Genomic DNA, 14,717 nt, shown 5'->3' with positions numbered 1-14,717 from the left:
TGCAGCAGACCCTGACGACCTACGAGCAGTTCCTCTGGGTTCGCACCCTGCGTGCCCTCAAGGCGTTCGTTCGGTGAACCGCCTGTCGTCCCCTGCGTACCTCCACGCGAAGGCTGTACTGCCTGGCGTGCTGGCGCATGGGGCGACGCCCGAGCAGCTCCTCGCTGCCGAAATGCACCTTTCCTCGCTGCGGCCTTCGCCGCAGATGCCCTTGTTCGACACGCAGCACGCTTACCCGGGGGTAGCTTCCCGGGGACAGCCGGATCCGGCCGGTTGCGTGCATGCGTTTTCCCGGAAGCCGGAGTAACGATGCACGACGAAGACCTCACTGACCTTGCGATGATCGCGGCGTGCTTCCAGCGCCTCGTGTGCCGCGCGTCAGACCTTGACGGGCCTGCTCGCGGGATGACCATCGCAACGAGCGCGTCCGCCGCCCTGACCACCATAAGCGGCCTCTACGGCGCGTCTGCCGAGCAGGTACACACTCGCCTGGACGAGATCCGCGAGAGCGTGCGTGCGCCTCGCGCTGGGGCGGTGCACTGATGGCCGGCGACTGGATCAAGATGCGCACCTCGCTGCTGACCAATCCCAAGGTCAACGGCATCGCGCGCGAACTGGAAAGCCACCGTGACGTAACGGGCGTTCTGTCCACTGGGTTCGGCGGCGTTATGTCCGAAATCGTTACGCGTAACGTTATGCGTCACGTAACGGTGTCGTGCCTGCTCGTTATCTGGGGTGCTGCGAACGAGCACACAAAGGATGGCGTGTTCCACAACGCTGATGTTTCTGACGTCGATGACATGGTCGGCATCCCTGGCTTCGCTGCTGCCATGGAGGACGTTGGCTGGCTCGTCGTAGACAGCGAAGCGGGCACGATCACGCTGCCAAACTTCAATGAATACAACACCTCAGGCGACACGCGCACGGCTGGGGCGAAGACGAACGCGCAGCGTCAGAAGGAATATCGGGACCGTCAAAAGCAGGCAAATGACAGTAACGAAAGTAACGTAACGCGTGACGTAACGAGTAACCGCAGAGAAGAGAAGAGTAGAGAAGAGAAAGAGAGAGGCGCGACTACGTCGGCGCCCACTCTCGAACTCGTCTCCGACGATCAGGGGCAGGGCGGCAAGGCTTCGGCGAAACGCGGTACTCGTCTGCCGGACGACTGGCGCCCGAGCAATGAGGACTTCGCATGGGCGCGGAAGGAGCGCCCGGACGTGGACCTCCGCACCGAGACGGCGAGCTTCTGCGACTACTGGCGCGCCAAGCCGGGCAAGGAGGGCACGAAGCTCGACTGGACCGCGACGTGGCGCAACTGGATCCGTAACTCGCGCAAGGCTGGCGGCGGCTTCACCCAGCGCCCTGAGCAGCCGCGCGTCCGTCAGGAGCTGACCCGATGAGCGGCGACGGCAAGATCGACCGCATGCTTCGCGTCCCGCCGAACGCGGTGGCCGCCGAGCAGAGCGTGCTGGGCGGGCTGATGTTGGCGCCTGGCCGCATCGACGCGGTGAGCGCGCGGCTCGAGGAGGATGACTTCTACCGCCGCGACCACCGGATGATCTTCCGGGCCATGGTGCACCTGAACCGCCGCGGTGTGCCGTGCGACGCCATCACTCTCGGCGAGTGGTTCGCGACCAACGACCTGGACTGCGACCCGTCGTACCTGCTGGAGCTTGCCAACGACACGCCGAGCGCGGCGAACATCGAGGCATACGCGGCGATCGTGCGCGAGAAGGCCGTGCGCCGCCGCGTGATCGGCGCCGCGACCGAGCTCATGGAGCAGGCGTTCGGCGGCGTGCAGGACGCGGCGGAGCTCGTGGACGGCGGCATTGCCGAGTTGATGGCGATGCAGCGCATCGAGACCAGCAGCGAGTACACCCTCCGTCAGACCCTGACGATTGCCTACGAGGCGGCCAACGCCGCGAAGGCGCGTGGCGGGAAGATCCCCGGCCTGCCCACCGGCCTGACGGATCTCGACTACGTGCTGGGCGGCTTGCACGACTCGGACCTGATCGTGATCGGCGCCCGCCCGGCGATGGGCAAGACGGCACTGCTGCTGAACATCGCTCTGGCACACAACGGCCCGGCAGGCCTGTTCTCGACCGAGCAGCCGGTAGTGCAGATCGGCTCGCGCCTGCTGTCGATCGAGGGCGTGATCAACGCCTCGCGGCTGCGCAACGGCTCGCACGACGATGACGACCTCGGCCGAATGGCCGCCGCCGTGGCCCGCCTGATGGAGCGCGAGATGGTCATCTGCGACCGCGCGGGCATCACCATCGGCGAGGTGCAGCGCCTGGCGCGCCGGTGGAAGAAGAAGCACGGCATCCAGCGCCTGTTCGTGGATTACGTCCAGCGCATCAAGGGCAACAACCCGAAGGATTCGCGCATCGACCAGGTGGGCGAGGTGGCACAGGGCCTGAAGGAAATCGCCCGCGAGCTGGATATCCCGGTGGTCGCGCTGGCCCAGGTGAACCGCGAGGTGGAGAAGCGCAGCGACAAGCGCCCGAACATGGGCGACCTGGCGAACTCCAGCGAGATCGAGAAGGAAGCGGACCAGATCCTGATGCTCTACCGCGACGAGGTCTACAACCCGAACACGGAAGACAAGGGCGTGGCCGAGATCAGCGTGGAGAAGAACCGGCACGGCCCGACGGGCAGCAAGAAGGTCGAGTGGCACGCCGAGACCATGCGCTTCACCGACCGCGGCGCGGGGTATCACGATGAGTGGTGACCTGCTGGCGCGCATCGAGGCCGACCGAGTCGCCGCGCGCGCCGCGCTGGCGGACGAGCGCGCCGTCATGCGGGTGAAGTTCCCGCTGGTGGCCGAGATCGTGGACACCTTCCGCGCCGCCGCCGTGAACGACAGCACGCCGCCGCGCCTGCTCCCGCGCCCCGTGTACGCCATCAACGCCCAGGGCGAGACGTGGGGCAGGGAGCCGCGCCCGGAAGGCCTTGCGATCGACGGCGACAAGATCGCGCACCTCCCCGCATTCGAAGCCAGCTGGCGCGCCTTCTTCGCGAAACAGAAGGAAGACCGGAAGACCTACCGCGAGCGCATGCACCGCGCTATCCGCCCTGAGGAACGAGGCATCACGCCATGACTGCATCCACCAACCAGCGCCCGGCGCTTCGCCGCACCAACGTGGTCGTGCCCGCCGCCGACCGCCAGATCTACCTCGGCAACGTCCACCGTCAGGGCGTGACGGCCATCCACCGCACGGCCCTGCGCGCGATCCTGGGCACGGGCCGCGTGGCTGTGTTCATCGGGGAGAACGGCGAGGCGGCCGCGTACAGCTACCGCCACGTGGACTACGACCGCCACTGCCGCAAGCACGCCAAGAGCCTGGTGGGCGTCTACCAGCCGTCCCCGAGCGGGAAGGTCACCGATGGCGATGCCGCTGCGCTGATGGCCGACATCCGGTGCCACGTGCTGGCGCTTCCGAACAAGGGGGCGAAGGCCGCATGAGCCAGGAACGTCTGCTCGCCAAGGTCGTGGCTTTCCACTCCCGCAATGGCCGCATGCCCGATCGCATCGTCATCACCGAGGCGACTGCGCGCGACCTCGCAAAGGACATTTGCGCGGGCTACGGAAGCCTGACGCAGGGCGCCGTCGTGGCGTTGCAGTTCCTCGAGATGCTGCAGGCTGGGCGAGCGAGGTACTTCAATATTCCGCTGGGGCTCGCCGCGTGAAGCGAACCCCTATCCTCCGCAAAACACCGCTGAAGGCGCGCCGCCAGTTCGTCGCGATGACCGCGATCCGTCAGGGTCTGACGGCCGCCAAGGAAAAGGGGCAGGGCAAGGCTGTCGCGATCAAGGCGAAGCTCCGCCAGAGCCGCAGCACGGGCAAGCCGACGGCAGCGCAGGTGGCCCGCTGGGATGCGATGCGCGCGAAGGGCTGCGTCGCCTGCCACCTCAACGGCGTGGACCATGGGCTGGCGCGCGCAAGCTACGGGAAGGGACTGGAGATCCACCACCTGCTCAGCGGTGGCCGGCGCCGCGGGCACGACTTCACCGTGTGCCTCTGTACTTTTCACCACCAGGGCGATCGCCTGCCGTATCCCGAGCACGGGTACACGGAGCAGGCCAAGGCCTTCGGCCCGAGTTTCGGCCGGGAGCCGCGCCGCTTCCGCGAGACCTACGGCACCGACAACCAGCTGCTCGAGTACCAGAACCTGATGCTGGAGCGCTCGGGCCTGCCGACGTTCGCCCAGGCGGGTGACGCATGACGGTCATCCACGGGTCCGCGAAGGACCAACGCCGGACTTCGGTCCTCATATCGTCGAAGTCCCGCCGTAAGTGCTGGTGCGGATGCGGGCGCCGGGCGACCCACACTGGCCTGGCAAACGGTGTGGCACTTATGGACGGGTGTGAGCTGATCGTGCGCCGCTGGGTGAAGACCGGCACGACCGGCGTACGACGCGGTGGTGGCGCATGACGCTGGTCGTGGAAATCGAGGACTTCAAGCTGATGGCCGGGCCGAACGTCCATTGCCACTGGCGCGAGAAAGCGCGTCGCACGAAGCGAGAGCGACAGGCCGCACACTGGCTCATGCTCGACGCAAAGCGCCCTCCGCTGCCGGTGACCGTCCACATGGTCCGCATCGCGCCGCGGCGCGTAGATGAGGGCGACAACCTCAACGGGATGTTCAAGGCCATGCGCGATGGCGTGGCTGACGCCTACGGCATCGCCGACAACGACAAGACGAAGATCCGCTTCACCTACGACCAGGAGCGCGGCAAGCCGCACCAGTACGGCGTCCGCATCGAGGTGTCGCCGGCATGAGCAAGCTTGCCCGCACCCTCGAGGATCGCGCCCGCCGCCCCATCGTGGAAGTGGGCGAGTTGATCGCTCGCGCCGCGTGGCTGGACTGGCGCGACCCGGCTGCGATCGCGGCCTTCGCCGACGAGGTAAGCAGGGCGTCGTCAGACCTTAACGGATCGGCCCAGCGCCTCCGCAGACTCGCCAAGCAACTGAAAAAGAGCGGTGCCGCTGGCGCCGTGCACGAACCGAAGTAACCAGGGGAACACCATGCATACCGGAAAGGCACTCGCCATGCTCAATCCCAAGAACTGCCGATTCGACATCGGCTCGGGTGGCATCCCCAACCTCGTGGCCACGGACGTCGCCGCCGCTTTGGGCATGGTGGCCGCCGGCATCGGCCGCGAGGTGCTGTGCCGTGTGTGGTGGCCTGACGGTGCCCGGCTGACCGAGCGCGAGCTGTCCGACATGGTCGACACCCTGATGCGCGAGGAGTGGGCGCGGCGCGAGTCGTCCATGCTTGACGCCACCCTCGCGGTAGCCCTGCGCGGCAGCAAGGCCCAGGGAACCTACGCCGCGGCCCACTTGCGACGCTGGCCCCGCGTCATCATCCGGGAACACGAGATCCCCCAGCTGGCACCTGGCTATGGCAAGGTGCGCCACGCGGTGATTCGGGAGCTTGCCAGCGCCGGCCTTTGCCAGTCATGCCATGGCCGCGGCGTAGTGCCCAACGAAATGAACGTGGCGCGCAGCTGCAAGGACTGCGGCGGGGAAGGGCACATGCGCCTCAGTGAGCGCGGTCGGGCAGACCTGTGCGGGTTCTCCTGGAAGACCTACCGCGAGGGATGGGCCTCGGTCTACGATTGGACCTTTCAGGCGTGTACCGACGACCTCCACAAGGCGGAGCGCCAGTTTCAGGGGGCATTGGCGTGAAGGCAAAGGATCTCGCGGAAGCCGGGTATTACTGGTGTACCCACGATCTGGCGATGTGGATCCCTGATGGGCAGCAGTACCCGAAGGAATGGCACGTAGTGCAGCTGGGCGACTCAGTCGTCTGGCACGCTGGTGCTGATGTCTCAACGCACGTAGGTGACATTCCTGATTACGTCGAGTTCTACGGCCCAATGGCGGCGCCGGTAGGGCAGTGGTTGCCGATTGAGACCGCCCCAACAGACGGAACGAAGATCGACGTCTGGGCAGGTGGCGAGCGTGTTCCGAACGCTTGGTGGGGACAGCCACAGCGATGCTGGTCCCACGAGCCGCTTCCGCCGGTGGGGTGGTGTGTGGAGGAGGCACACTTCGACGACTTGCACGACCATCAGGTCGATCCGCCACCGTCGCACTGGATGCCACTGCCTCGCGCACCGTAGCAGTGGGTGGGTGATGCCCACCCAAAAAATGAGTAATCTCGCGCCTAGTCAGAACACCCATTGAAGCCCGGCCCCGCGCCGGGTTTCGTCGTTTTCGGCCTTTCCCCTGGGGCCGAACCGGCTGGCGCGTCGCTCCCCTCGGCTCGCCGGCCACCCTATCCCGGAGCATCCGATGGACGCCTCAACCCTCGCCAGCGCAGCGGGTATTCCGCTCGTGCGCGCGAAAGAGTGGGCCGCACCGCTTTCGGCTGCCATGGACAAGTACGACATCAACACGCCCGCCCGCCAGGCCGCGTTCATCGCGCAGGTCGGCCACGAGTCGATGAGCTTCATGCGCACGCTCGAGATCTGGGGCCCGACCGCCCCGCAGGCTCGTTACGAGGGCCGCATCGACCTGGGCAACACCCAGCGCGGTGATGGCAAGCGATTCATGGGTCGCGGCCTGATCCAGATAACCGGACGCGACAACTACACGAAGGCGAGCAAAGCCCTAGGCGTTGATGTCGTGAAGCGCCCCGAACTGCTGCAGAGCGAGGAACTCGCCAGCCTATCCGCCGCCTGGTGGTGGAAGGCTCATGGGTTGAACGAACTCGCTGACGCTGGCCTGTTCGCGGCGATCACGAAGAAGATCAACGGCGGATTGACCGGCCAGGACAAGCGGGAAGCTCTGTGGAAGAACGCCAAGGCGGCGCTGGGTGTGCAGTGACGACGGACGATGAAGTGGCCCTGGTTCACGAGCGCGTTGAGGCGACTGAAGCCCACGCGGCAGAGGTCGCAATCCGCCACATCGGCGCGTACGCCCCATTCATTGGTGCCACGGAGTCCGTTGAGGACCGCGGCATCACGGCTTATGAGCGCATCGCGTCCACCCGCGCCGTGAGTAAGGCAGAAATGACCGAGCTTCTGGGCCGCGACATCCGCCGGTTCGTCCGCACGTTGCGGCCGCGCACAGCGATCTATCCCCAGCTCGGTTCCGTTCGTCTGGCCGTTCTGGCGCATGTCGCTATGGTCATCGGCTCGCCCGCCCTGATGGCATGCCGTCCGCTATGGGATGCGATCAGCCAGGCACGCTGGGACGATGCCCAGGACACGCTCCTTTTGACCCGATGGCCGGAACGCGCGGTGAGCGATGACGAGCGCCGCCGCATGCTCGAACTGGCGAGGATGATGCGCACCGGCGTTGTGCCGGCGTCCTGGACGGCCTGATGCGCCGGGGCTGGTTCGTGCAGGCCCTTGCCCTGGTCATTGTGGCGATCGCTGGCTTTCTCGATTACCGAGTCGTTGACCACATGCTCTCTTTCGGCATGCCCAAGGACGCCGACAACGTGCTGCTCGGGACGATCCTGACGGCATGGAACGGCGCCGCGACCGGCGTCATCGTGAGCTTCTTCTTCGGCCGCAGCAGTGATAGCGACCGGAAAACCGAGATTCTTGCCAACGCCACACCGGCGGCGGCACAACCCAGCGCCGCGGCGACGCCGGCGGCAAGCCAGACGCAGACGCCATGACAGACGGATCGAGCGCCGCTCACAACCCGCAGGCAGATCGCCGCCGCGCGGGCGTGTCGCAGCGCTTGGCAGTGGCAATGATGGTTGCTGGGCTTGGCGGCACGGGTTACTTCGGCGCGACATCCGCCAGTGCGCAGCGCGAGGTTGCGATTTCGCGTGATGAAGCGAGCCGCATCACCGCCGCCCGGAACCGATACGAAGACCTGTACCAGCATTGCCAGGAGCGCGAGTCCGACCGTATGGAGAAGCGCCTGGACCGATTCGAGGATCGCCGGTGAACGTCAAGGTCATTGCGATCGCGGCTGTGCTGCTCCTGGTGGCTGGGTTCGGTGGCGGCTGGTACGTGCGCGGCAAGGGCGCAGACGCTGACCTTGCCAGCGCCAAGCTGGATCGTGCCGCCGACCAGACGGGCGCGGCCATGGCGTTCGGCCAAGCTGAAGCCCTGCGCCTGTCGCAGTACCAGGTGCAGGCCGAAGAGCTGGCGGCCGCCGAGGCCACACACCAGAAGGACATGTCCGATGCAAAGGCTCGCGCTGACCGCGTTGCTGATGACCTGCGTGCTGGCACTCTCCGCCTGCGCGACGAGTGGGCCACCGCCCGTGCCACCGCCGCAGTGCAAGCTGCCGCCGGTGCCAGCCAGCCTGATGCAGCAGCCGAACTACGAGCAGCGGGTGCGCGAGATCTTGTTCTCGCCGGCGCCCAGTGCGACAGCACCGTCACCGGCCTCCAGCGTGCGGTGATGGCCGACCGAGCCGAGGCCAAGCAATGAACGATCTGTTCCTCGTCGTTTCGTCCTTGGGCACTGACCGTGCTGGCGAGACGCTGCGCTACCAGGTGCAGGCCGATGACCGGTTGATCGACGATGCCTTCGAAGGCAAGACCGCAGGCGAGTATCGGCGGCACATCGGCGAGGCGCCCACTGGCGCGCAGGTGGCGCTGCTGACGCCGGATGCCCGTCTCCGCCTGGTGGTCCTGCCCAAGGAAGCCTGATGGGCAGGCTCCACACCATCGGCAGCCGTGTCGCCATGGCGCCATCACGGCAGCCTGCCACGCATCGATCAGCCGACCGACGCATGACGGGCAGAGCGCTTCAGGAGCGACGGCTGCGCATCTGGGCCAAGAGCCCGCACTGCGCCGAGTGCGGACGCCTGGTGGCAATGCACGAGTTCGAACTTGACCACAAGGTGGCGCTGGTGAACGGCGGGTCCGACACGGACGAGAACTGCCAGGTGCTGTGCACCGGGCCAGATGGGTGCCACGCCCGCAAGACTCGATCCGACCTCGGCAGGTGATGCAAATGCGAACGAGTCGCGACATGTCACATGCCGAGGCTGCGTGTCACATACATGAACGAAACGTTAAGGAAATGTGAGGGGGCGGGTCAAAAGTTTGGGCCGATCCGGCCCGGAAACCGATCGTCCTCTCACGCACAGAAAATATCCCCTGTTTGATTAATCGCAGCAGGGCACGGAAATCAAACAACCCGCGCCGCGCAAGGCTTTGAGCCACGATCGGCGCATCGAGGTGAGGCATGCCGCGAGGTGGACCCCGCCCGGGTGCTGGCCGACCGAAGGGCAGCGCGTCGAAGGGCAAGAAGGCGTCCGCATCGAAGGCGGACACAAAGAAGACGAGCGGGAAGTCGAAGGCTCCGCCCAAGAAGGCGCCGCCACGACTACCTGGTCCGCCGCCGAGCGATCCGGCACTGGAAGGCGAGTTCATCCCCGCGAGCATGTCGCCGCTCGAGTACATGTTGCACGTGATGAACAACAGAAACGCCGAGGCCGAGCGCCGCGACCGCATGGCCGTAGCGGCTGCGCCGTACGTGCACGGGAAGATGGGGGAGAAGGGTAAGAAGGACTCGAAGCGGGACGCTGCGGCGCAGGCCGGCGGCGCATTCGCGTCCACGCCGCCTCCACCGCGGCCGTCCAGGGTGAACTGATCGGATGGAGTGGAGCACGGCGTGCGTCGACTGGGCCGACCGGCTCAGGGCCGGCGAGTCGATCATTCCCCCGCCCATCTTCCCGGCAGAGGCTGAGCGGGGGCTGCAGGTCTTTCGCCAGCTCCGCCTGGTGGATGTGCCGGGCTCGCCGACGATCGAGGAATCGTGCGCCCCGTGGGTCTTCGACCTGGCCGCGTCGATCTTCGGAGCCTATGACGTGGAAACCGGACGTCGGCTGATCACGGAATGGTTCGTGTGCGTGCCGAAGAAGAACTCGAAGTCCAGTATCGCGGCGGCCATCATGATGGCCTCGCTGGTGCTGAACTGGCGGCACTCCGCCGAGTTCACCATCCTGGCGCCGACCATCGAGATTGCTGGCAACAGCTTCTCGCCGGCACGGGACATGGTGCAGTACGACGAGCGCCTGGAAGACCTGATGCACGTGCAGACGCACGTGAAGACCATCACGCATCGCGGGAACGGCGCGACGCTGAAGGTGGTCGCGGCGGACAACAACACCGTCGGCGGCAAAAAGTCAGTCGGAACGCTGGTGGATGAGATTTGGCTGCTGGGCAAGCAGCACAACGCTGAGAACATGCTCCGCGAGGCTACGGGCGGCCTAGCTTCACGGCCCGAGGGGTTCATCATTTACCTGACCACTCAGGCAGATGACCCGCCCGCTGGCGTGTTCCGGCAGAAGTTGCAGTACGCGCGCGACGTGCGCGACGGGAAGGTCGTGGATCCGCGCTTCGTGCCGATCATCTACGAGTTCCCTGCGGACATGATCGCGAAGGGCGAGCACCGAAAGCCCGAGAACTTCCACATGGTGAACCCCAACATGGGGTACTCGGTGGACAGGGAGTTCCTGGAGCGCGAGTTCCGCAAAGCGGAGAACGATGGCGAGGAGTCGATGCGCGGCTTCCTGGCCAAGCACCTCAACGTCGAAATCGGCCTTGCGCTCCGCTCCGACCGGTGGGCGGGGGCGGACTTCTGGGAGGGCCGTGCGGCGAAGGTTGGGCTTGCCGACCTTTTGCGCGACTGCGAGGTCATCGACGTTGGTATCGACGGCGGCGGCCTTGACGACCTTCTGGGATTTTCGGCTATAGGCCGCCATCGCGACACGAAGGACTGGATGGTGTGGACCCGAGCATGGGCTCACCCTTCGGTCCTTGAGCGCCGGCGAGAGGTCGCCCCGGCGCTGCGAGACTTCGAGAAGCAGGGCCATCTTGTCCTGGTCGACCAGATCGGTAAGGACGTCGACGAGGTTGCAAGCTTCGTGGCGCAGATCGAAGAGGCTGGCCTTCTCGACATGGTCGGGGTCGACCCGGCGGGCCTCGGGGGCATCCTCGACGCGTTGGAAGATGCGGGCGTTCCCAAGGACAAGGTGGTCGGTGTCAGTCAGGGCTGGAAGCTCGGCGGTGCAATCAAGACCGTTGAGCGAAAGCTCGCTGAGGGCACGATTACCCATGGCGGCCAGCCGATGATGAACTGGTGCGTCGGCAATGCGCGGATCGTCCTCACGAGCAACGCTATCAACATCACAAAGCAGGCCAGCGGTACGGCGAAGATCGATCCGCTCATGGCTCTGTTCAACGCGGCATCCCTGATGTCGCTTAACCCGGAAGGCCGCGGCGACATCGACGGCTTCGTCAACGACCCGATCATGGTGGGAATCTGATGGCCGAAAAGAAGCCGGGCCGGGTCAAGGCTGCCCTGGTCAACTGGCTGGGCATCCCCATCCAGTTGACCTCGACTGAGTTCTGGCAGGAATGGTTCGGCAGCTCGAAGAGTGGCAAGAGCGTTTCCGCGCACACGGCGATGCAACTGTCCACGGTCTGGGCCTGCGTACGGCTGATCTCGGAGACCGTTCCATCGCTTCCGCTCAAACTTTACAGGCGCCTTCCTGACGGATCACGGGAGCTAGCGAGGAACCACGAGCTGTACCGGGTGCTTTGCCAGTCGCCCAATAAGGAGATGACTCCTTTTCGATTCATGCTGATGGTTGTCGCATCGCTGTGCCTTAGGCACAACGCATTCATCGAGAAGATCCGGATCGGCCGAAAGATCGTGTCGCTGGTTCCGCTTCTGCCACAATGCGTGACCATGAAGCGCCTCGAAAGCGGAGCCCTGCAGTACACCTACAGCGAGCCAGGAAAGCAGCCTCGTGTGATCGCCGAGGACGATATGATGCACATTCGGGGCTTCGGTCTCGACGGTGTAGCGGGCGCCGACCCGCTGAAGTTCGGTCGGGACGTGCTCGGATCGGCGATGGCGGCGGACGAGGCCGCGGGCGCCGTGTTTGCCAACGGCATGCAGACCTCCGGCGTGCTTACGAGCGAGGCCGGCACATTGAAGCCTGCCCAGCGCGAGCAGTTGCGAAAGAGCCTGGCTACGTTCGCTGGCAGCAAGAACGCTGGCAAGCTGATGGTTCTTGAGGCGGGCCTGAAATACCAAGGGATCAGCATGGATCCCGAAGCGGCGCAGATGCTGGAGACGCGCCGGTTCAATGTTGAGGAAATTTGCCGGTGGTTCAAGGTGCCGCCGTACATGGTCGGCCACACCGACAAGCAGAGCTCGTGGGCATCGAGCGTGGAGGGGATGAACCTTCTGTTCCTGGTGCACTCGTTGGCTCCGATGCTGGAGAACATCGAACAGGAGATCCAGCGCTGCCTCCTGGGCGCAGCCAACGATGAGTACTACGCCGAGTTCAGCGTTGAAGGCCTGCTGCGCGCCGATAGCGCGGGCCGTGCGCAGTTCTACATCCATGCGCTGCAAAACGGCTGGATGAGCCGGAATGACGTTCGCCGGCTCGAGAACCTGCCGCCTGTGCCTGGCGGTGACGTCCTGACTGTCCAGTCGAACCTAATACCGCTCGACCAGCTGGGGCAGGTTCCCGCTGACGGCGCGCGTGCGCGCGCTGCGCTGATGTCTTGGCTCGGCCAGGACGATAACCACGAAAAGGCCGCCAAGGCCGCTTAGCCGAGGATGATTGGATGAAGCACAACCGACTTCCGGGTATTCCGGAGGCCCGCGACCGCTCGGGAATCCAGTGCGACCTGTCACCCCGCGCGCTGGAGCGGTGGAATCCCGGCATCCGGGCTGCGGCGGACGACGAGGAAAACTCGATCTCCATCCTCGATGTGATTGGCCAGGACTACTGGGGCGATGGGGTCACCTCCAATCGGATCGCGGCTGCGCTGCGCTCGATCGGCGCGAACAATCCTGTGACGGTGAACATCAACTCACCCGGCGGGGACATGTTCGAGGGTATCGCCATCTACAACATGCTCCGTGCCCACAAGGGCGTTGTGACGGTGAAGATCCTCGGCATGGCCGCGTCGGCAGCCTCGATCATCGCCATGGCAGGCGACACCATTCAGATCGGCCGCCCATCGTTCTTCATGATCCACAACGCCTGGATCGTTGCCATCGGCAACAGGAATGATCTACGGGACGCAGCTGATTACCTGGAGCCTTTCGACGCAGCAATGGCCGATGTCTATGTGGCACGGACCGGTCAGGACGCCAAGGCCGTTCAGTCGATGATGGATAAAGAGACGTGGATCGGTGGCAGCGATGCCGTCGCGAAGGGCTTTGCTGACGGACTGCTTGATGATGAGGACGTCTCCGAGCCGGATTCTGGCTCTTCGGCTACCCGTGCGGCCGCTCACCGCCTTGATTTGGCGCTTGCGAAAGCGGGTATGCCGCGCACCGAGCGCCGAAAGCTCCTGAACGAAGTTAAATCCGGCATGCCTGGCGCTGCTGGTAAGGGCACGCGTGACGCTGCCAACTCACCGGCCAACGAGGCCGACACCCCCGCCGGCATTGGCGTCGCGCTCGCGCGGCTCCGCCTGGCAGCCGCCATTTAATCGGAGATACGACCATGGCAGACGGTAACAGCGAGATCGTTCAGCTTCTGAACGACGTGACCAAGAAGCTCAACGCCTCGAGCGAGGAATTCAGCCGCAAGGCCGAGGACGCGATCAAGGAGGCCAAGAATGCTGGCACCCTTTCGGCGGAAACGAAGGGCGTGGTCGACAAGATCGCGAGCGAGTTCAATGGCCTCCGCGAAACGCAGGAAAAGCTGCGCGCCGAGCTCGGCGAGGTCGAGCAGAGCATCGCGCGCATCCCCGCGAACTCGGGTCAGCAGGCTCAGCCGAAGAGTTGGGGCCAGCAGCTGCTCGAGAACGAGGAAGGCCTGAAGAACGTTCAGGCGCGGATCAACTCGAAAGAGAATTTCCGTGCCAGCTTCTCGGTCAATGCCGCGCTGCTGAGCTCCGGCGTCGCCGAGGGCGTGGTTGAGCCGCAGCGCCTCCCGGGCATCGATGTGGCCCCGAAGCAGCGCCTGTTCATGCGCGACCTGATCGCCCCGGGCCGCACGACCTCGCCGGCCATCTTCTGGGTCCAGCAGACCGGGTTCACGAACAATGCCGCGGTGCAGGTCGAGGGTGCGAAGAAGCCCGAGTCCACCATCACGTTCGCGACGAAGATCACGCCGGTGGCGACGATCGCCCACCTGTTCAAGGCGTCCAAGCAGATTATGGACGACTTCGCGCAGCTCCAGAGCACCGTCGACGTTGAAATGCGCTTCGGCCTGAAGTACGCCGAGGAGCAGGAAATCCTGTTCGGTGACGGTACCGGTGCGCATCTGCATGGCATCGTTCCCCAGGCCTCGGCTTTCGATCCGGCGTTCAGCCTGGACGGCCAGACCCCGATCGATGATCTGCGCCTGGCAATGCTGCAGGCCCAGCTGGCCCGTATCCCGGCCACCGGCCACGTGCTGCATTTCGTGGACTGGGCTCGCATCGAGCTCCTGAAGGACACGCTGGGCCGTTACATCATCGGCAATCCGCAGGCCTCGGCGGCCCCGCGCCTCTGGAACCTGCCGGTGGTGGCCACCGAGATTGCCGCTTTCCAGGGCAAGTTCCTCACGGGCTCGTTCGCCTACGGTGCCCAGCTGTTCGACCGCGAAGACGCAAACGTCGTGATCTCGACCGAGAACAACGACGACTTCGAGAAGAACATGATCACCATCCGCTGCGAAGAGCGTGCGGCCCTGGCGGTCAAGCGCCCCGAGGCCTTCATCTACGGCCCGCTGACGATTGCCGCTCCCTCGGGCGGCTGATCGGTTCCTAGCCACTT

Annotated in this window: 22 protein-coding genes; all 22 read left to right on the top strand. The window is 65.3% G+C overall.

Translation table 11 applies throughout. The annotated features are described in order from the left end of the window. The first annotated feature begins 309 nt into the window (after positions 1–309). The 22 genes from ACZ6YI_RS05570 (at position 310) to ACZ6YI_RS05465 (ending at position 14,700) form a co-directional block, all read left to right on the top strand. The gene (locus tag ACZ6YI_RS05570; RefSeq protein WP_465777781.1) at positions 310–543 is read left to right on the top strand and encodes a hypothetical protein; all 234 of its coding nucleotides are present in this window, start codon (positions 310–312) and stop codon (positions 541–543) included. Then, positions 543–1,400 (top strand): hypothetical protein, encoded by an 858-nt coding sequence (locus ACZ6YI_RS05565; protein WP_465777780.1) that lies wholly within the window; start codon positions 543–545, stop codon positions 1,398–1,400. The genes ACZ6YI_RS05570 and ACZ6YI_RS05565 overlap by 1 nt, the downstream gene beginning before the upstream one ends. After that, positions 1,397–2,731 carry a replicative DNA helicase gene (dnaB, locus tag ACZ6YI_RS05560; RefSeq protein WP_465777779.1) on the top strand — a complete coding sequence of 445 codons (1,335 nt, stop codon included), beginning with the start codon at positions 1,397–1,399 and terminating at the stop codon, positions 2,729–2,731. Before ACZ6YI_RS05565 ends, dnaB begins: the two co-directional genes overlap by 4 nt. Then, positions 2,721–3,101: a hypothetical protein gene (locus tag ACZ6YI_RS05555; RefSeq protein WP_465777778.1), complete on the top strand. Its 381-nt coding sequence runs from the start codon at positions 2,721–2,723 to the stop codon at positions 3,099–3,101. The genes dnaB and ACZ6YI_RS05555 overlap by 11 nt, the downstream gene beginning before the upstream one ends. After that, complete coding sequence (locus tag ACZ6YI_RS05550; RefSeq protein ID WP_465777777.1) at positions 3,098–3,466, top strand: hypothetical protein; 369 nt, start codon at positions 3,098–3,100, stop codon at positions 3,464–3,466. Before ACZ6YI_RS05555 ends, ACZ6YI_RS05550 begins: the two co-directional genes overlap by 4 nt. Further along, positions 3,463–3,690: a hypothetical protein gene (locus ACZ6YI_RS05545; protein ID WP_465777776.1), complete on the top strand. Its 228-nt coding sequence runs from the start codon at positions 3,463–3,465 to the stop codon at positions 3,688–3,690. The genes ACZ6YI_RS05550 and ACZ6YI_RS05545 overlap by 4 nt, the downstream gene beginning before the upstream one ends. Continuing rightward, positions 3,687–4,226, top strand: coding sequence for a Ref family recombination enhancement nuclease (locus ACZ6YI_RS05540; RefSeq protein WP_465777775.1), 540 nt, complete (start codon positions 3,687–3,689; stop codon positions 4,224–4,226). The genes ACZ6YI_RS05545 and ACZ6YI_RS05540 overlap by 4 nt, the downstream gene beginning before the upstream one ends. Positions 4,227–4,431: 205 nt before the next feature. Further along, on the top strand, positions 4,432–4,782 hold the full coding sequence (locus tag ACZ6YI_RS05535) for a hypothetical protein (RefSeq protein ID WP_465777774.1): 351 nt from the start codon (positions 4,432–4,434) through the stop codon (positions 4,780–4,782). Next, positions 4,779–5,015, top strand: a complete 237-nt coding sequence (locus ACZ6YI_RS05530; protein WP_465777773.1) for a hypothetical protein — start codon at positions 4,779–4,781, stop codon at positions 5,013–5,015. The genes ACZ6YI_RS05535 and ACZ6YI_RS05530 overlap by 4 nt, the downstream gene beginning before the upstream one ends. 13 nt (positions 5,016–5,028) lie before the next feature. Beyond that, positions 5,029–5,691 (top strand): hypothetical protein, encoded by a 663-nt coding sequence (locus ACZ6YI_RS05525; RefSeq protein ID WP_465777772.1) that lies wholly within the window; start codon positions 5,029–5,031, stop codon positions 5,689–5,691. 609 nt (positions 5,692–6,300) lie between these two features. Continuing rightward, complete coding sequence (locus ACZ6YI_RS05520; protein WP_465777771.1) at positions 6,301–6,834, top strand: glycoside hydrolase family 19 protein; 534 nt, start codon at positions 6,301–6,303, stop codon at positions 6,832–6,834. Further along, complete coding sequence (locus tag ACZ6YI_RS05515; RefSeq protein ID WP_465777770.1) at positions 6,831–7,334, top strand: lysozyme family protein; 504 nt, start codon at positions 6,831–6,833, stop codon at positions 7,332–7,334. Before ACZ6YI_RS05520 ends, ACZ6YI_RS05515 begins: the two co-directional genes overlap by 4 nt. Continuing rightward, a complete protein-coding gene (locus ACZ6YI_RS05510) occupies positions 7,334–7,636 on the top strand; it encodes a hypothetical protein (RefSeq protein ID WP_465777769.1) in 303 nt (100 codons plus the stop codon). The genes ACZ6YI_RS05515 and ACZ6YI_RS05510 overlap by 1 nt, the downstream gene beginning before the upstream one ends. After that, positions 7,633–7,914: a hypothetical protein gene (locus tag ACZ6YI_RS05505; protein ID WP_465777768.1), complete on the top strand. Its 282-nt coding sequence runs from the start codon at positions 7,633–7,635 to the stop codon at positions 7,912–7,914. Before ACZ6YI_RS05510 ends, ACZ6YI_RS05505 begins: the two co-directional genes overlap by 4 nt. Beyond that, positions 7,911–8,405: a lysis system i-spanin subunit Rz gene (locus tag ACZ6YI_RS05500; RefSeq protein WP_465777767.1), complete on the top strand. Its 495-nt coding sequence runs from the start codon at positions 7,911–7,913 to the stop codon at positions 8,403–8,405. The genes ACZ6YI_RS05505 and ACZ6YI_RS05500 overlap by 4 nt, the downstream gene beginning before the upstream one ends. Next, positions 8,402–8,626, top strand: coding sequence for a hypothetical protein (locus ACZ6YI_RS05495; RefSeq protein ID WP_465777766.1), 225 nt, complete (start codon positions 8,402–8,404; stop codon positions 8,624–8,626). Before ACZ6YI_RS05500 ends, ACZ6YI_RS05495 begins: the two co-directional genes overlap by 4 nt. After that, complete coding sequence (locus ACZ6YI_RS05490) at positions 8,626–8,928, top strand: HNH endonuclease (RefSeq protein WP_465777765.1); 303 nt, start codon at positions 8,626–8,628, stop codon at positions 8,926–8,928. Before ACZ6YI_RS05495 ends, ACZ6YI_RS05490 begins: the two co-directional genes overlap by 1 nt. 239 nt (positions 8,929–9,167) lie before the next feature. Continuing rightward, the gene (locus tag ACZ6YI_RS05485; RefSeq protein WP_465777764.1) at positions 9,168–9,575 is read left to right on the top strand and encodes a hypothetical protein; all 408 of its coding nucleotides are present in this window, start codon (positions 9,168–9,170) and stop codon (positions 9,573–9,575) included. A gap of 4 nt (positions 9,576–9,579) precedes the next feature. Beyond that, the gene (locus tag ACZ6YI_RS05480) at positions 9,580–11,253 is read left to right on the top strand and encodes a terminase large subunit (RefSeq protein ID WP_465777763.1); all 1,674 of its coding nucleotides are present in this window, start codon (positions 9,580–9,582) and stop codon (positions 11,251–11,253) included. Further along, complete coding sequence (locus tag ACZ6YI_RS05475) at positions 11,253–12,554, top strand: phage portal protein (RefSeq protein ID WP_465777762.1); 1,302 nt, start codon at positions 11,253–11,255, stop codon at positions 12,552–12,554. Before ACZ6YI_RS05480 ends, ACZ6YI_RS05475 begins: the two co-directional genes overlap by 1 nt. 14 nt (positions 12,555–12,568) lie before the next feature. Next, positions 12,569–13,444 carry a head maturation protease, ClpP-related gene (locus tag ACZ6YI_RS05470; RefSeq protein ID WP_465777761.1) on the top strand — a complete coding sequence of 292 codons (876 nt, stop codon included), beginning with the start codon at positions 12,569–12,571 and terminating at the stop codon, positions 13,442–13,444. 14 nt (positions 13,445–13,458) lie between these two features. Then, positions 13,459–14,700, top strand: coding sequence for a phage major capsid protein (locus tag ACZ6YI_RS05465; protein ID WP_465777760.1), 1,242 nt, complete (start codon positions 13,459–13,461; stop codon positions 14,698–14,700). The last annotated feature ends 17 nt before the right edge of the window (positions 14,701–14,717 follow it).

Source organism: Luteibacter sp. NPDC104163, assembly GCF_055584245.1.
Note: the sequence above shows the minus strand (reverse complement) of the source record. Positions and strands in the feature narration are given on the sequence as shown.